The 19,756-nt window shown below is 72.9% G+C and carries 22 protein-coding genes and 1 pseudogene; 16 read left to right on the top strand and 7 right to left on the bottom strand.

What is annotated here, in order from left to right; translation table 11 throughout:
- Window positions 1–188 precede the first annotated feature (188 nt).
- The 12 genes from ACZ3ZD_RS30290 to ACZ3ZD_RS30235 all read left to right on the top strand — a co-directional run bounded on the left by ACZ3ZD_RS30290 (window position 189) and on the right by ACZ3ZD_RS30235 (window position 10,386).
- Complete coding sequence (locus ACZ3ZD_RS30290; protein WP_467404139.1) at window positions 189–1,355, top strand: aminotransferase class I/II-fold pyridoxal phosphate-dependent enzyme; 1,167 nt, start codon at window positions 189–191, stop codon at window positions 1,353–1,355.
- Complete coding sequence (locus ACZ3ZD_RS30285) at window positions 1,345–1,950, top strand: DUF6190 family protein (protein WP_467404136.1); 606 nt, start codon at window positions 1,345–1,347, stop codon at window positions 1,948–1,950. Before ACZ3ZD_RS30290 ends, ACZ3ZD_RS30285 begins: the two co-directional genes overlap by 11 nt.
- Window positions 1,947–2,843, top strand: a complete 897-nt coding sequence (locus tag ACZ3ZD_RS30280; protein ID WP_467404133.1) for a dihydrodipicolinate synthase family protein — start codon at window positions 1,947–1,949, stop codon at window positions 2,841–2,843. Before ACZ3ZD_RS30285 ends, ACZ3ZD_RS30280 begins: the two co-directional genes overlap by 4 nt.
- On the top strand, window positions 2,840–3,703 hold the full coding sequence (locus ACZ3ZD_RS30275) for an iron-containing redox enzyme family protein (protein ID WP_467404131.1): 864 nt from the start codon (window positions 2,840–2,842) through the stop codon (window positions 3,701–3,703). Before ACZ3ZD_RS30280 ends, ACZ3ZD_RS30275 begins: the two co-directional genes overlap by 4 nt.
- On the top strand, window positions 3,700–3,978 hold the full coding sequence (locus ACZ3ZD_RS30270; protein WP_467404128.1) for a Rieske 2Fe-2S domain-containing protein: 279 nt from the start codon (window positions 3,700–3,702) through the stop codon (window positions 3,976–3,978). The genes ACZ3ZD_RS30275 and ACZ3ZD_RS30270 overlap by 4 nt, the downstream gene beginning before the upstream one ends.
- Window positions 3,979–4,188: 210 nt before the next feature.
- Window positions 4,189–4,977 (top strand): HipA family kinase, encoded by a 789-nt coding sequence (locus tag ACZ3ZD_RS30265; RefSeq protein ID WP_467404125.1) that lies wholly within the window; start codon window positions 4,189–4,191, stop codon window positions 4,975–4,977.
- A complete protein-coding gene (locus ACZ3ZD_RS30260; RefSeq protein ID WP_467404123.1) occupies window positions 4,974–5,423 on the top strand; it encodes a DUF3037 domain-containing protein in 450 nt (149 codons plus the stop codon). Before ACZ3ZD_RS30265 ends, ACZ3ZD_RS30260 begins: the two co-directional genes overlap by 4 nt.
- A gap of 146 nt (window positions 5,424–5,569) precedes the next feature.
- Entirely contained in the window at window positions 5,570–6,331 is a 762-nt protein-coding gene (gene fabG / locus ACZ3ZD_RS30255; RefSeq protein ID WP_467404120.1) for a 3-oxoacyl-ACP reductase FabG, read from the top strand.
- Between the two features lie 22 nt (window positions 6,332–6,353).
- Window positions 6,354–7,115 carry an SDR family oxidoreductase gene (locus tag ACZ3ZD_RS30250; RefSeq protein ID WP_467404116.1) on the top strand — a complete coding sequence of 254 codons (762 nt, stop codon included), beginning with the start codon at window positions 6,354–6,356 and terminating at the stop codon, window positions 7,113–7,115.
- A 194-nt stretch (window positions 7,116–7,309) separates the two neighbouring features.
- Window positions 7,310–8,887, top strand: a complete 1,578-nt coding sequence (locus ACZ3ZD_RS30245) for an ABC transporter substrate-binding protein (protein WP_467404114.1) — start codon at window positions 7,310–7,312, stop codon at window positions 8,885–8,887.
- Between the two features lie 107 nt (window positions 8,888–8,994).
- Complete coding sequence (locus tag ACZ3ZD_RS30240) at window positions 8,995–9,678, top strand: uracil-DNA glycosylase (RefSeq protein WP_467404112.1); 684 nt, start codon at window positions 8,995–8,997, stop codon at window positions 9,676–9,678.
- A 195-nt stretch (window positions 9,679–9,873) separates the two neighbouring features.
- Entirely contained in the window at window positions 9,874–10,386 is a 513-nt protein-coding gene (locus tag ACZ3ZD_RS30235; RefSeq protein WP_467404110.1) for a hypothetical protein, read from the top strand.
- Window positions 10,387–10,602: 216 nt separating this feature from the next.
- Here ACZ3ZD_RS30235 and ACZ3ZD_RS30230 read toward each other — a convergent pair whose 3' ends face one another.
- Window positions 10,603–11,208, bottom strand: coding sequence for a TetR/AcrR family transcriptional regulator (locus tag ACZ3ZD_RS30230; protein ID WP_467404106.1), 606 nt, complete (start codon window positions 11,206–11,208; stop codon window positions 10,603–10,605).
- A 72-nt stretch (window positions 11,209–11,280) separates the two neighbouring features.
- On the opposite strand from ACZ3ZD_RS30230, the pseudogene ACZ3ZD_RS30225 reads away from it, so the two are divergent.
- Both ACZ3ZD_RS30225 and ACZ3ZD_RS30220 read left to right on the top strand, forming a co-directional pair.
- A pseudogene (locus ACZ3ZD_RS30225) lies at window positions 11,281–12,455 on the top strand (FAD-dependent monooxygenase).
- A gap of 10 nt (window positions 12,456–12,465) precedes the next feature.
- Window positions 12,466–13,377 (top strand): Gfo/Idh/MocA family protein, encoded by a 912-nt coding sequence (locus tag ACZ3ZD_RS30220; protein WP_467404103.1) that lies wholly within the window; start codon window positions 12,466–12,468, stop codon window positions 13,375–13,377.
- On the opposite strand, the gene lnt is transcribed toward ACZ3ZD_RS30220, so the two are convergent.
- Together lnt and ACZ3ZD_RS30210 are read right to left on the bottom strand one after the other, a co-directional pair.
- Entirely contained in the window at window positions 13,295–14,875 is a 1,581-nt protein-coding gene (gene lnt, locus ACZ3ZD_RS30215; protein WP_467404101.1) for an apolipoprotein N-acyltransferase, read from the bottom strand. The genes ACZ3ZD_RS30220 and lnt overlap by 83 nt on opposite strands.
- 121 nt (window positions 14,876–14,996) lie before the next feature.
- On the bottom strand, window positions 14,997–15,473 hold the full coding sequence (locus ACZ3ZD_RS30210) for a nuclear transport factor 2 family protein (RefSeq protein WP_467404097.1): 477 nt from the start codon (window positions 15,471–15,473) through the stop codon (window positions 14,997–14,999).
- Window positions 15,474–15,568: 95 nt separating this feature from the next.
- Between ACZ3ZD_RS30210 and ACZ3ZD_RS30205 the strand changes: the two genes are divergently transcribed.
- Window positions 15,569–16,198 (top strand): DUF4291 domain-containing protein, encoded by a 630-nt coding sequence (locus ACZ3ZD_RS30205; RefSeq protein ID WP_467404094.1) that lies wholly within the window; start codon window positions 15,569–15,571, stop codon window positions 16,196–16,198.
- Between the two features lie 120 nt (window positions 16,199–16,318).
- Here the strand turns inward: ACZ3ZD_RS30205 and ACZ3ZD_RS30200 are convergent, their stop codons facing one another.
- The 3 genes from ACZ3ZD_RS30200 to ACZ3ZD_RS30190 form a co-directional block, all read right to left on the bottom strand.
- Entirely contained in the window at window positions 16,319–16,498 is a 180-nt protein-coding gene (locus tag ACZ3ZD_RS30200) for a hypothetical protein (protein WP_467404091.1), read from the bottom strand.
- Window positions 16,499–16,691: 193 nt separating this feature from the next.
- Window positions 16,692–17,567, bottom strand: a complete 876-nt coding sequence (locus ACZ3ZD_RS30195) for an undecaprenyl-diphosphate phosphatase (RefSeq protein WP_467404087.1) — start codon at window positions 17,565–17,567, stop codon at window positions 16,692–16,694.
- A 300-nt stretch (window positions 17,568–17,867) separates the two neighbouring features.
- Window positions 17,868–18,305 (bottom strand): MerR family transcriptional regulator, encoded by a 438-nt coding sequence (locus ACZ3ZD_RS30190; protein WP_467404082.1) that lies wholly within the window; start codon window positions 18,303–18,305, stop codon window positions 17,868–17,870.
- Window positions 18,306–18,383: 78 nt separating this feature from the next.
- Here ACZ3ZD_RS30190 and ACZ3ZD_RS30185 point away from each other — a divergent pair, with 78 nt between their 5' ends.
- Window positions 18,384–19,202: an alpha/beta fold hydrolase gene (locus ACZ3ZD_RS30185; RefSeq protein ID WP_467404079.1), complete on the top strand. Its 819-nt coding sequence runs from the start codon at window positions 18,384–18,386 to the stop codon at window positions 19,200–19,202.
- A gap of 108 nt (window positions 19,203–19,310) precedes the next feature.
- Here the strand turns inward: ACZ3ZD_RS30185 and ACZ3ZD_RS30180 are convergent, their stop codons facing one another.
- On the bottom strand, window positions 19,311–19,754 hold the full coding sequence (locus ACZ3ZD_RS30180; protein WP_467404283.1) for a protein kilB: 444 nt from the start codon (window positions 19,752–19,754) through the stop codon (window positions 19,311–19,313).
- Window positions 19,755–19,756: the final 2 nt, after the last annotated feature.

Raw genomic sequence — 19,756 nt, 5'->3', positions numbered from 1 at the left:
GAGGTCATGCGGGCAGGTTATTGGCGGAACACGCTATTCCACCAGCGTACTTTCGGATAGCCCGTCGTTTGGCTCCGCCAATGGTTCCTCATCATTTCTGGCGTGGTCCCGGCCGCTCGCGCTCCCTACCATTCCAGGCGTCATCGGCTTCATCAGCATACGAATGCCGTCCTGTGCGAGGAGCGGATATGTCACCCCAGAAATTGATCGACCTCACCCAGCACGAGATCAAGGCACTGCGCACTCGGTACAATCTGGCCGACGCGCATACGCACCAGCGGCAGTCCGGCAGCCAGGACAAGATCGTCTCGCGGCTGCCCACGCTGTGGTACGAGTCGGAGGAACGACAGCAGGCGCACTTCGAGCGGCAGTTCACCGAGGCGTTCTTCCGCCTGCACGGCCAGACGACCGCGCCCGCCCTGGGCCGCACCCTGCTGTCGTACGCGGCCAGCGTGTCCACCATGGTCGCGGCGATGTACCTGCGCCGGCACGATCTCACCGTCTCCCTGGTGGAACCCTGCTTCGACAACCTGGTGGACCTCCTCAGGTATCTCGGGGCGCCGCCCGCCGCGCTGCCCGAGGACGCGCTGGCGGACCCGGACACCGTGTACGCGGAGCTGACCCGTCTGGTCCGGACGGACGCGCTGTACCTGGTCGACCCCAACAACCCCACCGGATTCACGCTGTTCACCGACGGCGGCCGCGGGTTCGAGGAGGTCCTGCGGTTCTGCCGCGACCAGCGCAAGCTGCTGGTACTGGACTTCTGCTTCGCCTCCTTCGCCCTGCACAACGGCCTGGCCCAGCGCCCCGACGTGTACCGGATGCTGGAGGAGTCCGGCGTCAGCTACCTCGCCATCGAGGACACGGGCAAGACATGGCCGGTCCAGGACGCCAAGTGCGCCCTGCTGACGGCGAGCGCGGACATCCACGAGGAGGTGTACAACCTGCACACCTCGGTGCTGCTCAACGTCTCCCCGTTCGTGCTGAACTTCCTCACCCAGTACGTCGAGGACTCCGTCGCGGACTCCTTCGCCTCGGTGCGCGAGGTGATCGACACCAACCGGGCCACCCTGCGGCGCGAACTGCCCGGCTCCGTCCTCGAACTGCTGGACGCGCGGGTGGACACCAGCGTCGCCTGGCTGCGCATCCTGCCCTCCGGCCTCACCGCGAAGGACGTCCACGCGCGGCTCCTCCAGGCCGAGGTCTACGTGCTGCCGGGGACCTACTTCTACTGGGACAACCCGGGCCGGGGCGAGCGGTACGTGAGGATCGCGCTGGCGCGCCCGCCCGAGCAGTTCGCCGCCGCCGCGACGGTCATCCGCGAGACGCTGGAATCCGCCTCCCATGAGCGGTGAGACCGGCACTCCGCCGAGCGGTGGGACGGGCGCCCCGCTCCCGGGGGCCGTCCCGGGCCTCGGGACGCTCATCGACGCCTCGCTGTTCATGGGCATGCACAGCGCCGACGACAGGGTCAGGACCGCCTGCAAGAACTTCTTCGTCCGCCAGCTGGCGGCGCGCCGCCCGCTGGCCATGACGCTGGAGCAGGTGGGACTGTGCGACGACCTGATCTGGCGGCGGCCGCGCGCGGAACAGGACGCCTACTACCCCTTCATGGACAACCTGCACAGCGAACTGCGGATCGCCCGCTTCGGCCTGCGGCGCGGCGACGTGCGCACCGCGCTGGAGGCCGCCGCGCTCAGGGACGTACCGATCGCGGACGCGCTGCTGCTGGCCCCGGCCGTGCACCGGGGCGGCCGGCTGCACAGCGTGTCGCCGCGCCTGCGGGGACGCCCCGGTGCCACGGCGCTCCTGAGCGCACCCCCGGACGGCCCGGAGGAGGCGTTCCCCGCTCGGCTGGAGGAGTTGTACCGCCGGTCGCTGGCCCTGCGCGTCGACCTGGCCGCGCTGGACCGCCTTTCCTGCCCCGACGACGATGTGGACTCCCCATGACGAACGCTGAGACCCCGCAGAGCCCCCCGGCGCGGCCGGCCTCCGGCGTCGCCCTGGAAACCGGCCGGACGCGGGGCGCGGGCGCCCCCCTGTCCGGCGTGGTCGTGCCGCTGGTCACCCCGCTCGACCGGCAGGGCCGGGTACGCGCGGACGACGTGGCACGGCTGGTCGACTCGGTCCGCGCCGAGGTGACCGCGCTGATGCCGACCCTCAGCTCGGGCGAGGGCTGGCTGCTGTCCGAGGCGCAGTGGCGCGACATGGTGGCGGCCACCGTCCGCTGCGCCGGTGGTCTGCCGGTCATCGCCGGCGTCCAACTGCCGGACACCGAGGCCGTGGTGGCCCGGTCGCGGCTCGCCGCCGAGCTGGGCGCCGACGCGGTGGCGGTCACCACGCCCTTCGGCGCGGGCGTCGGTCAGGAGGACATCGTGACCCACTACGAGCGGGTCCTCGACGCGGGGCCGCCGGTGCTCGTCTACAACGAGGAGGCCCTGTCCGGCAACCGCATCGAGGCCGGGACACTGGCACGGATCTGCCGGCTCCCGGGCGTGGTCGGGGTGAAGGAGTCCAGCGGGGACCCGGCGTTCACCCGGCGGCTGGTGGCGGCCGGCCTGGGCGTGCCGGTCTTCGAGGGCTGGGAGAACCTGCTGTTCCAGGTCCCCGGCGTGGCGGGGTTCATCGGCCCGCTGGCCAACCTGGAGCCGGCCCTGTGCGCGGCACTGCTGCGCCACCCGACGCCGGCGCTCCAGGCCGAGGTCGACACCGCGTGCGAGACGTACGGCATCCTGCGCGACGACTGGTACCTGCACGTCAAACGCGCCCTGGTGGCGCGGGGCGTCATCGGCACGGACACCACGGCCCGGGACGCTCGCGCGGCCGGGGAGGCGGCGCCGTGACCGCGAGGACGGGCGGGGCCCCCGCACTGCCGCGGTCCGCCACCGTGCAGCAACGGCTGTACTGGCACAACCGCACCGTCCCCGACGCCGCCGGATACGCCGAACTGCTCGCGCTGGAGGCGGTCTGGCCGCGCGCGGAGGCGGACGCGCTGGCGGACGCGGCGCCCGCCTTCGGCTCGCTGGACGACCTCCTCGGCGCGCTGGAACAGCGCCTGCGCCGCGAGGAGGACGATCCCTCGCCCAGCGAGCGGTACCTGGCCGAGCGGGCGACGGCGGCCGAGTTCGCCTGTGTCGCTGGGCAGTTCGCCGTGGACGGGCTGGTGGAGTCCCAGTCCCACCTGGGCGTGCTGCCCCGGCTGACGCCCCGGGCCCGCATGGCGGTGATGCGGGTGCTCATCGACGAGTTCGGGTGCGGCAACGAGGCGCAGGAGCACGCCCGGCTGTACGAGCGGCTGATGGTGGAGCTGGGGCTGTCCACCGATCCCTTCCACCACGCCGCCAGGGCCTGCGAGGAGACGCTCGCCTATGTCAACCTCTTCCACTGGCTGGCCTCCCGGGCGCCCACCCCGGACTACTTCCTGGGCGCCTACGCCTACTTCGAGTCCAGCGTGCTCTTCGGCTTCCGCTGCTACGCCACGGCCTGCGCCCGGCTGGGCATCGCCAACGGCCAGTACTACGACGAGCACCTGCACATCGACGCGTTCCACAGCCGTGAGATGCTGACCGCGCTGCGCGCCTGGGACCGGGAGCACGGCGCGGACCTGGACCGGGTCTGGGCCGGTGTCGAACTGACCAGTGCGACCATCGCCCGCGCCACCGAGGCGGCGGTACGACGGGCCCGCGCGGAGGCCGGCCGGTGAGCGGCGCGGAGCGGGCGGCCGGGCGGCCACGGCTGCGCCAACTCGACGCCGACACGGTGGCCGTGGAACGGCAGGGCCCCGACGGCCGGGACGGCGTGCTCGTGGAGGCGCGCTGCCCGCACCGGGGCGGCCTGCTGCGGCACGCCCACGTGAACGCCGCCGCGACCCGCCTGGTGTGCCCGCTGCACCACTCGTCCTTCGACCTGACCGACGACGGCACGCAGATCTCCGGTCCGGCCTGCCGCGCGCTGCGCGTCCGCCCACTGCCGCAGTGAGCCGGGTGGCGCGCCCCGGCGCGGCCGGTGCACCGCGTTCCGCCCTCCACCGGGCCGACCGGGACCGCCCCCTGGCGCGTCGGCCCGCTGCTCCTCGCCTGTGATCACCCGCGGTTACTATTCTCTCTTCATGCCCGAGGCCGGCACCGAGGGGCGGACGGCCGCCGACGGCCGCACGTGCACGGCTGAAGAGATGGACGGCCCGGAGAAATGCTGAAAGAGGTCACCGCGACCCGCTACGTCACGCCGCTGCGTGAGGGGGGCTCGCTGCCGGGGCTGGTCGAGGCCGACGACTTCGGGGCCTACGTCGTGAAGTTCACGGGTGCCGGGCAGGGCCGCAAGACCCTGGTCGCCGAGGTGGTGTGCGGCGAACTCGCCCGCCGCCTCGGCTTCCGCGTGCCCCGGCTGGTCACGGTCCGGCTGGACCCCGTCCTCGGGCTCGGCGAGCCCGAGCAGCAGGTGCAGGACCTGCTCCGGGCCAGCGGCGGCACCAACCTCGGCATGGACTTCCTGTCCGGCGCCCTCGGCTACGACCCGCTCGCCTTCCCGGTGGACGCGGCGGAGGCCGGCCGGATCGTCTGGTTCGACGCGCTGATCAACAACGTCGACCGCTCCTGGCGCAACCCCAACCTGCTGGTGCACCGGGGCGAGCTGTGGCTCATCGACCACGGCGCCACCATGATCTGGCACCACAACTGGCCCGCCGCCGCTGCCTCGGCCGCGCGTCCCTACGACGCCTCCGACCACGCCCTCGCCCGGTTCGCCCCGGACGTCGCCGCCGCCGCGGCCGAGCTGGTACCCCGGGTCACCGAGGACCTGCTCGCCGAGGTCACCGCCGCGATCCCCGAGGCCTGGCTCGCCGACGAGCCCGGCTTCGACACGCCCGACGAGCTGCGCAGGGCCTACGCGCGGCCGCTGCTCGCCCGGGCGGCCGTCATCGCCGAGCGGATCACCGGCCTCGACGCCGCCGGCGGCTCCGGAACCGAGGAGGGCAAGTGAGCGAGCGCCACATCCACATGGCCGGTCATGTGACCGAGCGACACATCACCCGGGCCGGCCAGGGCGGCGACCGGGACGTGTTCGAGTACGCGGTGCTGCGCGTCGTACCCCGGGTCGAGCGCGGGGAGTGCATCAACGCGGGCGTGGTCGTGTACTGCCGCGCCCGGGGGTACGTCGGCGCCCTCACCCACCTGGACGAGGCCCGGCTGCTCGCGCTGGACCCGGCCGCCGACGTGGCCGGGGTGCGTGCCGCGCTCACTGCGATCGAGCGGCACTGTGCGGGCGGCGAGCAGGCCGGGCAAGCGGCCGGCGACGACGCGGGGCGCCGCTACCGCTGGCTGGTCGCGCCGCGCTCCACCGTGGTCCAGCCCGGTCCCGTGCACACCGGTCTGACCGCCGACCCGGCCGCCGAGACGGAGCGGTTGCTCGACCTCCTGGTGAGGTAATGGATCACACCGGCCGGATGTGCCGTTGACACCGGGTGCCAGGGCTTCTAGCGTCACGGGTGCTGAAGGTACTAAGCGGTCGCTCACCGCATCGAGGGCCCCTCCAGGGGCCCGACAGGTTCTCTCAAGGGCGAGGAGAAGCAGCAATGTCCACCACTGAACAGCGGGTCGCGGTCGTCACCGGCGCGGCGCGCGGAATCGGCGCCGCCACCGCCGTACGACTGGCCGCCGAAGGCCGTGCGGTCGCCGTGATCGACCTGGACGAGGCCGCCTGCAAGGACACCGTCGAGAAGATCACCGCGGCCGGCGGCAAGGCCATCGCCGTCGGCGCGGACGTCTCCGACGAGGCCCAGGTCGAGGCCGCCGTCGCCCGGATCACCGAGGAGCTGGGCGCCCCGACGATCCTGGTCAACAACGCGGGGGTGCTCCGCGACAACCTGCTGTTCAAGATGAGCGTCTCCGACTGGGACACCGTCCTGAACGTGCACCTGCGCGGCTCGTTCCTGATGACCAAGGCCGTCCAGAAGCACATGGTGGACGCGGGCTTCGGCCGGATCGTCAACCTCTCCTCCTCCTCGGCGCTCGGCAACCGCGGCCAGGCCAACTACTCCGCCGCCAAGGCCGGTCTCCAGGGCTTCACCAAGACCCTCGCCATCGAGCTGGGCAAGTTCGGCATCACCGCCAACGCGGTCGCCCCCGGCTTCATCGCCACCGAGATGACCAAGGCCACCGCGGACCGCGTCGGCATGGACTTCGACGACTTCAAGAAGGCCGCCGCCACCCAGATCCCGGTACAGCGCGTCGGTGAGCCCGAGGACATCGCGGGCGCCATCGCCTTCTTCACCGGCGAGGCGGCCGGCTTCGTCTCCGGCCAGGTGCTGTACGTCGCCGGCGGACCGCTCGACTAACGGACTCAGGGGTAACACGGACATGACTGAACTCCCGGAGCCGTCCGGCAGGGTCGCGATCGTCACCGGCGCCAGCCGCGGTATCGGCTACGGCGTCGCCGAGGCGCTGGTCGCCCGCGGCGACCGCGTGTGCATCACCGGCCGGGGCGAGGACGCCCTGAAGGAGGCCGTCGAGCGGCTCGGCGCCGAGCGCGTCATCGGCGTCGCCGGCAAGGCGCACGACTTGGACCACCAGACCGAGGTCGTCGGGCGCACCATGGAGGCCTTCGGCCGGGTCGACTTCCTGGTCAACAACGCGGGCACCAACCCGGTGTTCGGCCCGATCGCGGACCTCGACCTGAACGTCGCCCGCAAGGTCTTCGAGACCAACGTGATCTCCGCGCTCGGCTTCGCCCAGAAGACCTGGCACGCCTGGCAGAAGGACAACGGCGGCGCGATCGTCAACATCGCCTCGGTGGCCGGCCTCGCGCCCTCGCCGTTCATCGGCGCGTACGGCGTCAGCAAGGCCGCGATGATCAACCTGACCCAGCAGCTGGCGCACGAGTTCGCGCCGAGGGTACGGGTCAACGCCATCGCCCCGGCCGTGGTCAAGACGAAGTTCGCGCAGGCCCTGTACGAGGGCCGGGAGGAGGAGGCGGCCGCCGCCTACCCGCTCGGCCGGCTCGGGGTGCCCTCCGACATCGGCGGGGCCACCGCGTTCCTCACCTCCGAGCAGTCCGACTGGATCACCGGTCAGACTCTCGTCGTGGACGGCGGCATCTTCCTCAACGCCGGCGTCGGCTGAGAAAGGGCATCTCTTCCGGGCGCCGGTTTTCGGACGGATCGGCGCCCGGAAGGCCGTACCGGATCCGCACAGCGGACTGACAACGTCGTCATGGTTCCGACGATCAACAAGGCCGATTTCGGGAGAGGTTCGGTATCCCGGACGCTGCGGTATGGTCTGCCGACCCTTGGTACGGCGGATCGAGGAGCGTGCGCGTGTTCAACCGGAACCGATTCCTGCGGCCAGTCGCGGCGATCGCGTCCATCTCGCTGGCGGCCGGATGCGGTCTGCTGTCCGACGGCGGCCCCGGCGCCAAGGGGCCGATCGTCGTGGGCACCACCAGCGCCCCCAGCACGCTGGACCCGGCCGGCGCCTGGGACGGCTCCTGGGAGCTGTACCGGAACATCTTCCAGACGCTCCTCGCCTACCCGAGCGGTGCCACCACCCCCCAGCCCGACGCCGCCGAGAGCTGCTCCTTCACCGACTCCACGAGCCGCACCTACCGCTGCGAGCTGCGCTCGGGCCTGAAGTTCGCCGACGGCGACCCGCTGACCGCCGACGCCGTCCGGTACTCGATCGACCGCGTCCGCACCATCAACGCCCCCGGCGGTCCCGCCGGGCTGCTCGGCAGCCTGGACCGCGTCGAGACCTCCGGCGACCGCCGGATCGTCTTCCACCTCAACCAGCCGGACGCGACCTTCCCGTTCGTGCTGGCCACCCCCGCCATGTCGATCGTCGACCCGGACGACTACCCCGCCACCTCGCTGCGCAAGGACGCCTCGGTGCACGGCTCCGGGCCGTACCAGGTGCGCTCCTACGAGGAGGGCTCCCAGGCCGTCCTGGTCCGCAACGGCACCTACCGGGGCTTCGCCGAACCGCGGAACGACGCGGTGACCATCCGCTACTTCAAGGACTCCGCCCAGATGGTCAAGGCGCTCAGGGACAAGCGGATCGACGTCACCTACCGGGGGCTCGCCGCCGACGACATCCTCGCCCTGCAGGAACACGAGAGCGAGGACCTGCAACTGGTCGACGGCGCCGGCACCGACATCAGCTACCTGGTCTTCAACCCCACGGACCCCTGGGCCCGGCAGCCCGCCGTGCGCAAGGCCGTCGCGCAGATCGTGGACCGGGGCGCGATCGCGCACAAGGTCTACAAGGACACCGTCGACCCGCTGTACTCCATGGTCCCCAAGGGCCTCACCGGGCACGCCACCGGCTTCTTCGACGACTACGGCGAACCGAGCGTCCCCAAGGCCCGCAAGATCCTCACCGACGCCGGCATCACCCACCCCGTCCCGCTCACCCTCTGGTACACCACCGACCGCTACGGCTCCGAGACCGCCCTGATGTTCCGGGAGCTGAAGCGACAGCTGGACGCCTCCGGCCTGTTCACCATCACGCTCAGGAGCCGCCCCTGGAAGACCTACGTGGTCGGCTACCAGAAGGGCGAGTACCCGGTGTTCGGGCGCGGCTGGTTCCCCGACTTCCCGGACGCGGACGACTTCATCGCCCCGTTCGTCGGCGAGCACAACGCCCTCGGCACGCCCTACCCGCGCAAGGAGATCACCGGGAAACTGCTGCCCCACGCGCGCGCGGAGAGCGACCGCGCCCGGACCGTCAAGGACATGGAGGCGGCGCAGCAGATCATGGTGGACGACGCCCGGCTCATCCCGCTCTGGCAGGGCCGGCAGTTCGTGGCGGCCAGCGTCGACATCTCCGGCGGCGAGCAGGCCCTCGACCCGTCGACGATCATGATGATGTGGACGTTGCACCGCAAAACCAGCTGGTGAGACCGGTGGACGGCCCTCACGGCACCGGTTGTCAGTGGTCGCCTGTAGGTTCTGGAACCGGGAAGTGACCGCACGCCGTAGTTGATCGACACCGTGAGGACGTTGACGTGACCGACATCGCCATGCTGCCCGAGTCCTGGCGCGGGGTTCTGGGCGACGAACTGCAGCAGCCCTACTTCAAGGAGCTGACGGAGTTCGTGGAGGAGGAGCGGGCGAAGGGTCCCGTCTACCCGCCGCGCGAGGAGGTCTTCGCCGCGCTGGACGCGACGCCGTACGAGCGGGTGAAGGTCCTCGTCCTCGGCCAGGACCCGTACCACGGCGAGGGCCAGGGCCACGGGCTGTGCTTCTCGGTCCGCCCGGGCGTGAAGACCCCGCCCTCGCTGCGCAACATCTACAAGGAGATGCAGGACGAGCTGGGCCTGCCCGTCCCGGACAACGGCTATCTGATGCCGTGGGCCCGGCAGGGCGTGCTGCTGCTCAACGCGGTCCTCACCGTCCGCGCCGGCGAGGCCAACTCGCACAAGGGCAAGGGCTGGGAGAAGTTCACGGACGCGGTGATCCGCGCGGTGGCCTCCCGCCCCGACCCGGCGGTCTTCGTCCTGTGGGGCAACTACGCGCAGAAGAAGCTCCCGCTGATCGACGAGAGCCGGCACGTGGTGGTCAAGGGTGCGCACCCCTCGCCGCTGTCCGCGCGGAAGTTCTTCGGTTCGCGTCCGTTCACGCAGATCAACGAGGCGATCGCCGCGCAGGGGCACGAGCCGGTCGACTGGCGGATCCCGAACCTGGGCTGAGCGCGGCAGACGCCCCCGCACCGGCGCGGGCGCAACTCCCCGGGGGCGCGGGGCCGTACCCGTGCAGGACCGGGTCACGCGGACGCGACCCGGCCGGCCACCGGCGCACCGCACCACGGCGCCGCCTCCTCGGGAATCCCGGCGGCGCCGTCTAGCGTCGGAAGGCACACAACGGTCGACAGCCCGGAGGGCCCCGTGGCGGAGCGACAGGAACAGGCGGCGCCGGACGCCGTGCTGACGCGGATCGGGCAGGTCGTGATGCTGCACCACGGCGGCGACCGCGAGGAGGCCCGCAGCCGCTTCCTGGACCTGTGGGCGGAGATCGGCGAGGACGGCGACCCGCTGCACCGCTGCACCCTGGCCCACTACCTGGCCGACACCCAGGACGACCCGGCGGACGAACTCGCCTGGGACCTGCGGGCGCTGTCCGCGGCGGAGGAACTGGCCGACGGCCGGGCGGCCGGCGACCCGTCGAGCGTCCAGGGCTTCCTCCCCTCCCTCCATCTCAACCTGGCCGCGGACTATCACAGGCTGGGCCGCGCCGAGGCCGCCCGCAGCCACCTGCGCCGGGCCCGCAGCACCGCGGGCGCCCTCGCGGACGACGGCTACGGCGCGGGCGTGCGGTCGGCGATCGGCCGGCTGGCGTCGCGGCTGGGGGAGGACGTCGGCCCGGGGGACGAGGGCTGGACGCCGCCGCGCCAGCGCTAGTCTCCGGCGGGTCGGGTGGGGTGCTCGGTGCGGTGCGGTGCGGGGCCGTGCCGTCGGCCGGCTGCGCTGTGCCGCGGTCCAGCAGGCCTTCTCGCCCAGCCGACCACCGGCCACATCCCCGCGCCGTCCCGGTCATCCGCGGTGTCGGGGCGAGGGCTGGGTGCCGCCGCGTCAGTGGTATGGCTCCGGTGGCCGGGTTCGTGCCGGGGCGGGACGTCAGCAGCCGCCGGGTCGCGATCCCAGCAGGCTCACCAGCAGTTCCCGCAGCCCCGTGCGGATCTCCTCCAGGTCCGGCGTCCGGCTGTTGAAGGAACCGGCCGCGCAGGAGAACAACAGCCCTTCCGCCCAGGCGGCCAGGGACAGCACGTGGCGGTCCGGCTCGGGTGAGCCCGCGGCCGTGAGCAGCGCGGTCAGCTGCTCCCTGAAGACGGCGCCGGTGCGGTCGTAGTAGGCGCGCAGTTCCGGGCGGCGGGTGGCCTCCAGAGCCAGTTCGTACCGGGCTATCAGCAACGCGCGGTGGCGGGTCAGAGAGCGGTGGACCGCGAGCGCCAGCCCGTCCGCCAGCGCCTCGGGGCCGCCGCGCGGGTCCGGCAGCTCCGTCAGCGCCAGCACCCGTGCCTCCCGCTCCGCGTGCCGCCGCACCGCCAGTTCCAGCAGCGCCTGCCGGGTGCGCGCCACGTTCGACGTCGAGCCCGGCGGCAGCCCGGCCGCCTCGTCCACCGCACGGTGCGTCAGTCCGCGCATGCCGCGCTCGGCGAGCAGGGCGAGGGCGGCGTCGGCGACGAGATCGGCGCGGGAGGCGCCGGGGGAGTGTGCGGCCATGGGGGAACCCTATCCGTCTCACTACGGCTGTAGTACAGTCACGCGTACTACAGCCGTAGTCAAGGAGGGGTCATGGCAGAGGATGCCCGCGTGATCGTCATCGGCGGCGGGATCGGAGGACTCGCCGCGGCGGCCGCCCTGCACCAGCGGGGCCGGGCGGTGACCGTGCTGGAGCGCGCTCCCGCCCTCAAGCCCGTGGGCGCGGCCATCTCCCTCGCCCCGAACGCCCTGCGGGCCCTGGACGTCCTCGGTATCGGCGAGGAGATCCGCGACCTGGCGGCCTGGCAGGGCGACGGCGGACTGCGCACCCCGGGGGACGCTGGCTGGCCCGTTCGAACGCCGAGGCCGCGGCGGCCCGCTTCGGCGGCCCCCTGGTCCTGCTGCCCCGGGCCGTCCTCGTCGACCGGCTCGCCGCCCTGCTCCCGCCCGGCGCCGTCCGCACCGGGACGCCCGCCACCCTCACCGACCCCGGCGACCGCGACCGCCCCGCCCGCGTGAGGGTGGGCGCGGAGGAGCTGGAGGCCGGCCTGGTCGTCGGCGCGGACGGCGTCGGCTCCCGGGTCCGTGCCGCCCTGTTCCCCGCGCACCCGGGACCGGTGTACGCCGGATTCACCACCTGGCGCGTCCTGATCCCCCTGCCGGGCACCGACTTCGCCCCGCACGAGACCTGGGGCCGCGGCCACATCTGGGGCACCCAGCCCCTCCGGGACGGCCGGGTGTACGCCTACGGGGCGGCCAGGGTCCCGGCGGGGGAGCACGCCCCGGACGACGAGAAGGCCGAACTCCTGCGCCGCTACGGCGACTGGCACCACCCCGTCCCCGCCGTGCTGGCCGCCGCCCGCCCCGAGGACGTGCTCCGGCACGACGTCCACCACCTCGACCGGCCCCTGCCGGCCTACCACGCGGGCCGGACCGCCCTCCTCGGCGACGCCGCCCACGCCATGCCCCCGACCCTCGGGCAGGGCGGCAACCAGGCCATCGAGGACGCCGTCGTCCTCGCCCACCACGGCGGCGACCTGCCCGCCTACACCGCGGACCGCCTCCCGCGCACGACCGCCCTCGCCCGCCGGGCCGTCCGGGTCGCCCGCCTCAACATGGCCGGCAGCCGGGCCGTCGTGGCCCTGCGGAACACCGCCGTCACGGCCCTGTCGCCGGCCGGACCCGCGCTCCTCCTGCGCGGCTTCGACGGCATCGCCGACTGGCGGCCCCCGTATGCTTCCGGCAGGCACCACGCAGGCAAGCCGTAGGGGAGAGCACGTGAAGGTCGGCTGCATCGGACTCGGGGACATCGCGCAGAAGGCGTACCTGCCGGTGCTCGGCACCCAGCCGGGAGTCGACCTGCACCTGCAGACCCGCACCCCCGCCACCCTGGACCGGGTCGGGGACATACTGCACCTGCCCCGCGAGCAGCGGCACACCACCCTGGACTCGCTGCTCGCCGCCGGCCTGGACGCCGCCTTCGTGCACGCGCCCACCGCCGTCCACCCCGAGATCGTCACCCGGCTGCTGGAGGCCGGCGTGCCGACCTACGTGGACAAGCCGCTCGCCCACCGGCTCGCCGACTCCGAGCGGCTGGTCGCCCTGGCCGAGCGCCGGGGGGTCTCGTTGTTCGTCGGCTTCAACCGCCGCTACGCCCCCGGCTACACCCAGTGCCGGGACCACCCGCGCGAGCTGATCCTGATGCAGAAGAACCGGATCGGGCTGCCCGAGGAGGCCCGCTCGATGATCCTGGATGACTTCATCCACGTCGTCGACACCCTGCGCTTCCTGGCGCCCGGCCCGGTGGACGACGTGACGGTGCGCGCCCGCGTCGAGGACGGTCTGCTCCACCACGTCGTGCTCCAGCTCGGCGGCGACGGCTTCACCGCCATCGGGCTGATGAACCGGCTCAGCGGCTCCACCGAGGAGATCCTGGAGGTGTCCGGGCAGGACACCAAGCGCCAGGTGGTCAACCTCGCCGAGGTGATCGACCACAAGGGGCAGCCGACCGTGCGCCGGCGCGGCGACTGGGTGCCGGTGGCCCGGCAGCGCGGCATCGAGCAGGCGGCCCTCGCGTTCCTGGACGCCGTACGGGCCGGTCAGGTGCTCAGCGCCCGGGACGCGCTGGCGACTCACGAACTCTGCGAACGGGTGGTGCGAGCGGTTCAGGACCGCTGCGGCGCAGCCTGAGCGCCCGCACCCCCTCCGTCACGGCCAGCGCCGCCAGCACCAGCAGCGCGCCCTGCACCGGCCAGTCCCCGTAGCGGACGTACGGCGTAACGCCGTGCGCGAGCGGTACGTCGTACACGCGCGCGGTGCTCGCCCCGGTGCCGAGCCACGGGCCGAGGCGCTGCCCGTCCGGGCCGTAGACCGCCGAGACGCCCGTGAGCGTGGCGTGCACCATCGGGCGGCCGGTCTCGGCGGCGCGCAGCGCGGCCAGCGAGGCGTGCTGCTCGGGCGCCCAACTGTGCTGGAAGGACGAGGTGGACGACTGGCCGAGGAGGACGTCCGCGCCGTCCGCGGCCAGGTGCCGGCTCATGTCCGGGAACGCGGTCTCGAAGCAGACCAGCGGGCCGACCCGCAGCCCGTGGCCCACGTTCATCACGGTCTGTGCGGTGCCGCGCTGCCGGTCCTCGCCCGCGGCCCGGCCCACCGAGGTGGCCCAGCCGAGCAGCGAGCGGGCCGGTATGTACTCGCCGAAGGGGACCAGCCGCATCTTGTCGTACCGGTCACCGGTCAGGCCGTGCGGGCCGACCAGCACCGAACTCTTGTAGATGCCGGGCCGGTCGGAGCGTCGGGCGTCCACGTTCACCAGCAGGTCGGCGCCGGTGTCGCGGGACAGGGCGGCCAGCCGCCGGGCCAGGTCGGGGCGGTCGTCCAGGTCGTAGCCGACGCTGGACTCGCCCCACACCACCAGGTCGGCGCCCTGCCCGGCGAGCCGCCGGGTCAGCTGCTCCTCCCGGGCGAACCGCCTGTCGCCGCTTTCCTGCCCGGCCACGATGCCCGGCTGCACCACGGCGATCCGCACCCGTCCGTCGACGCCGGGGCGCGGCGCCCACACCCAGGCGGCCGAGGTCGCGGCGGCCGTGGCGACCAGCGAGGCCACGGCCACGGCCGGCACCCGCGTCCCGCGCACGGTGAGCAGCATGGCCACCGCCACGTTGACGGCCACCACCAGGAAACTGAGCAGCCACACCCCGCCGACCGAGGCCAGCCGCAGCGCCGGGCCCACCTGCCACTGGCTGGCGCCCAGCATGCCCCACGGCCCGCCGAGGCCCTGCCAGGACCGGACCAGTTCCACCGCCAGCCAGGCCGACGGCAGCACCAGCAGCGCGGCGGCGGCCCGGCCCGGTGTCGGTGCCCCGCCCAGGAACCGGCGCACCAGCCGGCCCCACGGGATCCAGAGCAGGCCGAGCAGGGCGGCGATCGCGAAGATGAACACGTGCAGGCTCGGCAGCAGCCAGTGGTGTACGGCGATCAGGAAGCCGATGCCGCCCCACCAGCCGTCGTACCCGGCCCGCCGCGCGGTCGGCGCGGAGCGGGCCAGCAGGATCCATGGCACCAGGGCGACGTACGCGAACCACCACAGCGACGGGGCCGGGAACGCGAGCACGGGAAGGGCCCCGGCGAGAGCGGCGGCGGCCGAGCGGCGCCACGGGGAGGCCAGCCAGCGGTTGATCATCCTCATAAGGACCTCCCCTACCCACCGATGGCTCCAGTGTGCGTGGTGAGGGGACGGCCGCGCGCGTTCCGGACCGGGCGGGGCCGGTCGTCCGGCGGCCACGCGGGGGCGAAGCGGCTGGTCGCGCCTACGCCTCGCGCTCCCGGGGGCCACCGCCCCTGCGCCACTTCTCGTGGACGACGACCTCGCTCAGCCGCCAGCCGTCCGGTGTGCGCAGCAGCCCGAAGTCGTACCGGCCGCCGCACACCAGGTCCGGTGCGGCGGAGCCGTTCGCGTCGGCGAGGCGCAGCGGGTTGACGTAGTCGGCGCGGACCCGGGCGGTGTCGCCGGTGTCGTGGTCGAGGGCGCCGAAGCGCACCTGCCGGTTGACGATCAGGTGCTGGCGCATGGCGAAGAGGGCCAGGCTCTCGGCGAGCCAGGCGGCGACCCGGTCCGCGCCGCCCTCGATGCCGCCCGCCGAGCGGTAGTCGGCGCGTCCGTCCGCCGTGAACAGGTCCCGGTAAGCCCTCCAGTCGCCGTCGTCCACCGCCACCGCGTACGCGGTCACCAGGTCGTCCACGGCCAGTCGGTCTCTCACGGTCGCGAACTCCGCACGCTGCGTCATCGGCACAGTCTTGGGCACGGCGGGCGCGGAGCCAAGTGGTGTGCGCGGTGAATATTCGGTGGTGCGGGGCGCGTGCGGCGGCCGATTCTGTCCCCGTGCACGAGGAAACGACCACCACGCCCCCTACGACCACCCCCGAGCCGGAGTTCCGCGTCCGCGCCCGGCACACGCCGGCCACGGTCACCGTGTACCAGGCCTACCGCCCGGAGATCGGCCGCCCCGCCGCCCGTACCGGACGGTTCCCGTCCGCCTGGAAGCGGGAGCGGATGACCTGGATCAAGCCGTCCTTCCTGTGGATGATGTACCGCTGCGGCTGGGGCACCAAGGAGGGGCAGGAGACCGTCCTCGCCGTCGAGATCAGCCGCGAGGGCTTCGAGTGGGCCCTCGGCCACGCCTGCCTGTCCCACTACGTGGCCGCCCTGCACGCGGACCGGGCCGCCTGGAAGCGGGAACTGGCGCGCAGCCCGGCCCGTGTGCAGTGGGACCCGGAGCGGGACCTGCACCTGAACCCGCTGCCGCACCGGTCCCTGCAGCTCGGCCTCGCCGGGGAGGCGGCGGCGCGGTACGCCGACGAGTGGATCGTCGGCATCGAGGACGTCACCCCGCTGGCCACCGAGATCCACGCGCTGGTGCGGGCGGGGGAACGGGAGCGGGCGGGCGCGCTGTTGCCGGTGGAACCGCCGTATCCGCTGGCCGACGGGGCGCTCGCGCACCTGGGGGCGTGAGGGGCTGCGCGGGAACCGGCGGCGTGAGCGGTGCCACGGGGCTTGACCGGTGCCGGTCTAGCGGTGCCACGGGGCTTGACCGGTGCCGGTCTTGGCCGGGGCGCCGGCGGGTGGCCGGGGTCAGGCCGCCTCGATGATCCGGACGCGGATCGCCTCGGCCCACTCGATCACCAACAGCTCGTACTCCGCGCGTTCCTGGGTCGACAGGGTGCCGCCCGCACGCAGCCACAGCGCCCGGATCTGCTCGTTCACCTCGGCGGCAGACCGCACGGAACCAGGGGACGGGGATTCGGGGGACATGCGGCACAGCCTAGGGGCAAGCACTGACGGTGCGCTACCGCGTGGCTACGCAGAAGGTACGGCGTTGGTCACCGGTGCCGCCCGCTCGTCCGTCCGTATCGGCGAACTGCCGTGCGGTTCCTGGAAGTTGCCCAGGTCATAGGCGGGCCGCCGGGGCGCGGAAGATGTCCGAAACCGTGAGGGTGGACGGCCCTCAGCCCGTCGACTCCGCCGCGTGCGGGCTCAGCACGCCCGCGCCGACCAGCGCGATGATCGCGATGCCGAGGGCGACGCGGTACCAGACGAACGGCATGAAGCTCCTCTGGGAGATCCATTTCATGAACCACGAGATGACCGCGTATCCCGAGGCGAACGCGATCACCGTCGCGAACAGGGTCGGCGGCCAGTCCACGTGGCCCTCGTCCAGCGAGTCCTTCACCTCGAAGGCGCCGGACGCGAGGACGGCCGGGATGGCGAGCAGGAACGAGTAGCGGGCCGCGGCCTCCCGCTTGTACCCCATGAACAGGCCGCCGCTGATCGTCGCGCCGGAGCGGGAGACGCCGGGGATGAGGGCGCAGGCCTGGCAGAGGCCGAAGATCAGGCCGTCCTTGACCCCGAGGTGCTCCAGCGTCTTGCGCTGCTTGGGCGCCCGGTGCCGGCCGCCGGTCTCGTCCCGGGCCGCCAGCCGGTCGGCGACGCCGATGACCAGGCCGATGACGATGAGCATGGTGGCGGTGACCCGCAGATCGCGGAACGGCCCCTCGATCTGGTCCTTCAGCGTCACGCCCAGCACCCCGATCGGGATGGAGCCGACGATCACCAGCCAGCCCATCTGCGCGTCGTGGTCGTGCCGCCGCGCCTTGTCGAACAGCGAGCGGAACCAGGACGAGAGGATCCGGCCGATGTCCTTGCGGAAGTAGATGAGGACCGCGGTCTCCGTGCCGATCTGCGTGATCGCCGTGAAGGCCGCCCCCGGGTCCTTCCAGCCCGAGAACGCCGCGGTCAGCCGCAGGTGCGCGCTGGAGGAGACGGGCAGGAACTCGGTCAGCCCCTGGACGAGTCCGAGGACGAGGGATTCAAACCAAGACATGGAGGTGTGGCGTCCAAGCGCTGTTCGAAGACGAGATGATCATGTGACGGACGAAGCGTAGCGGTCCCCGCGGACTGCGCGGCACTTGGGTTGGGCCGTTTCCTTCGCCATCGCCTGAGCATGTTGAAGCACCGCTCGACGGTGTTGCGCTGCTTGCGGGCGCCGTGGCCGAAGGCGGCCGGCCTGCCGCCTCGGCTACTGCGGCGTTCGAGGTTCTCCCGCCATGCTGGCCAGGTCGGTACGAAGTGTTCGCGGAGATTCTCCACGTCGAGCAGTTCCAGTCCGCAGTGTTCGAGGAGCTCAGCGCGCACACCTCGTGGCGTGGCCAGGGCGAGGCCCTCCTCCGGCCTCCGCGCCCTGATCAGAGAGAGTTGAGCGTTCCCTCAGGTCAGCCCCGGCGGTGATGACGGTGTCGAGGATCGCGCGCGACGTCTGCAGATCTTCGATGGCGCGGTTGATCCGCTCGCGCTCCCGGCGCAGTCGGGCGAGCAGGTCCGGGCAGGTGGGTACGAGGCGCTCGCCATCCGTCCGGACGCACGGCAGGACCTCGGCGATCCGCGCGGTCGGAAGGCCCGCCGCCAGCAGACAGCGGATGCGGTGCACCGTCTGGACGTCCGACTCGCTGTAGACGCGGTAGCCGCTGGGCAGTCTGTCGGGCGTCAGGAGTCCTTGCTGTTCGTAGTAGCGCAGCAGCCGCTCATGGACTCCGGTACGCCGCACCATCTCCTTCATGCGCATGCCGCTCCCCCATCGCCGCGTTCCTGCCCATACGGTGACTTGACTCTGACACCGGTGTCGGAGTTTAGCGTCGGCGTCATGACCACCGATCATCCGCTTTCCGCCGCCGACCTCGACGTCCTCGTGCGGGGGCGCGGCCCCGCACTTCTGCTCGCTCACGGCGCCGGCGGCGGCATCGAGGCGAACTTCGGCCTCGTGCTCGACGACCTCGCCCAGGACCACACCCTCGTCGGCCCGCACTACCCAGGGGCCGGTGGCTCTCCCGTGGCCGTCGAACCCCTGGACCTCGACGACCTCACCGACCGCCTGGTCGCGGCCGCCGTCTCGGCCGGCCAGGACTCGTTCGCGGTTCTCGGGGAGTCCCTCGGCAGCGCCGTGGCCGTCCGGATCGCCACACGGCACCCCGACCGTGTCAGGGCCCTCGTCCTCACCGCCGGCTTCGCTGCCGCCGATCCCGTCCTGGCGCTTGCCGCCCAGCTGATCAAATCCCTGGCGGCCGCGGACCAGTGGGAGGACGTGGCACGGCTCGCCCTCCTGTCCTGCCTGTCCCCGGCGGACCTGGCGGACCTGGCGGATCTCGAACCGGCCGCCCTCGACGAACGGGTCGCCCATACCCTGACCGCGATGCCGCCGGGCTTGCTGGACCACTTCGACCTGGTGTCCCGCGTGGACGTCCGCGCCGACCTTGCGAAGGTGTCCGCCCCCACCCTGGTGCTGGCGCCGACCGGCGACCGACTGGTGCTGCCCGAGAGCTCGTACCGTCTGGCGGCCGGCATCCCGGGAGCCCAGCTGATCGAACTGCCCGGCGCCGCTCACATCCTGAGCCCGGCGGACCGGTCGACCTGGCTCCGCCACGTACGCGAGTTCCTCGCCGCGCTCCCCGCAGCGTCGGCGTGAGCGCGCACCACTCACGGATCAGGCCGGTCCGCTCACAGGAGTCGTGCATGCGCCCCGAGCGGCAACCGCACCCCGGACGCCCCCGACGAGGAGAACAGCCGAGGACGACTACCGGGCCATGGCGCGGCCGGCGGCGGTCACCAGGTCGTCGGTCGCGGTGATGGCGGCCTCGCGGCGGTCGGCCAGAAAGGTGTGGTCGGGGGCGTCGCGCAGGCCGAACGCGGCCAGGGCGGCCCGGCGGGCCGGTTCGGTCAGGGCGGGTTCGAGGATGCAGACCGCGACCAGGGGCGCGGTCACGGCGGACCGGGTGGCGTGCGACGCGGCCCGCGCCGCCTCGACGGCCTCCGCGCTCGCACCGCTCAGCCGCAGCTCCTCGCGGTGCCACAGGGCCCGCCGGTGATCGCCCAGGGCCGCGACCAGCTCGCCCAGTGCCACCCGCAGCGCCTCCGCCCTCCGCTCGGCGCGGGCGGTGCGCTCACGACGGGACTGGAGCAGCGCGGTGAACGCCCCGCCGAGCAGCGTGCCGGCCACGGCGATGACGCTGGACCACATCT

Source organism: Streptomyces sp. NPDC023481, from assembly GCF_055560195.1.
The sequence above is the reverse complement of the archived record's forward strand: the minus strand, read 5'-3'. Positions and strand labels throughout refer to the sequence as shown.

What these genes read in the sequence shown, in the direction of transcription:
- ACZ3ZD_RS30290 (WP_467404139.1), top strand. Translation starts at nt 189, where the DNA reads ATGTCACCCCAGAAATTGATCGACCTCACCCAGCACGAGATCAAGGCA.
- ACZ3ZD_RS30285 (WP_467404136.1), top strand. Translation starts at nt 1,345, where the DNA reads ATGAGCGGTGAGACCGGCACTCCGCCGAGCGGTGGGACGGGCGCCCCG.
- ACZ3ZD_RS30280 (WP_467404133.1), top strand. Translation starts at nt 1,947, where the DNA reads ATGACGAACGCTGAGACCCCGCAGAGCCCCCCGGCGCGGCCGGCCTCC.
- ACZ3ZD_RS30265 (WP_467404125.1), top strand. Translation starts at nt 4,189, where the DNA reads ATGCTGAAAGAGGTCACCGCGACCCGCTACGTCACGCCGCTGCGTGAG.
- fabG (WP_467404120.1), top strand. Translation starts at nt 5,570, where the DNA reads ATGTCCACCACTGAACAGCGGGTCGCGGTCGTCACCGGCGCGGCGCGC.
- ACZ3ZD_RS30250 (WP_467404116.1), top strand. Translation starts at nt 6,354, where the DNA reads ATGACTGAACTCCCGGAGCCGTCCGGCAGGGTCGCGATCGTCACCGGC.
- ACZ3ZD_RS30230 (WP_467404106.1), bottom strand. Translation starts at nt 11,208, where the DNA reads ATGGCCGCACACTCCCCCGGCGCCTCCCGCGCCGATCTCGTCGCCGAC.
- lnt (WP_467404101.1), bottom strand. Translation starts at nt 14,875, where the DNA reads ATGAGGATGATCAACCGCTGGCTGGCCTCCCCGTGGCGCCGCTCGGCC.
- ACZ3ZD_RS30210 (WP_467404097.1), bottom strand. Translation starts at nt 15,473, where the DNA reads ATGACGCAGCGTGCGGAGTTCGCGACCGTGAGAGACCGACTGGCCGTG.
- ACZ3ZD_RS30200 (WP_467404091.1), bottom strand. Translation starts at nt 16,498, where the DNA reads ATGTCCCCCGAATCCCCGTCCCCTGGTTCCGTGCGGTCTGCCGCCGAG.
- ACZ3ZD_RS30195 (WP_467404087.1), bottom strand. Translation starts at nt 17,567, where the DNA reads ATGTCTTGGTTTGAATCCCTCGTCCTCGGACTCGTCCAGGGGCTGACC.
- ACZ3ZD_RS30190 (WP_467404082.1), bottom strand. Translation starts at nt 18,305, where the DNA reads ATGCGCATGAAGGAGATGGTGCGGCGTACCGGAGTCCATGAGCGGCTG.
- ACZ3ZD_RS30185 (WP_467404079.1), top strand. Translation starts at nt 18,384, where the DNA reads ATGACCACCGATCATCCGCTTTCCGCCGCCGACCTCGACGTCCTCGTG.
- ACZ3ZD_RS30180 (WP_467404283.1), bottom strand. Translation starts at nt 19,754, where the DNA reads ATGTGGTCCAGCGTCATCGCCGTGGCCGGCACGCTGCTCGGCGGGGCG.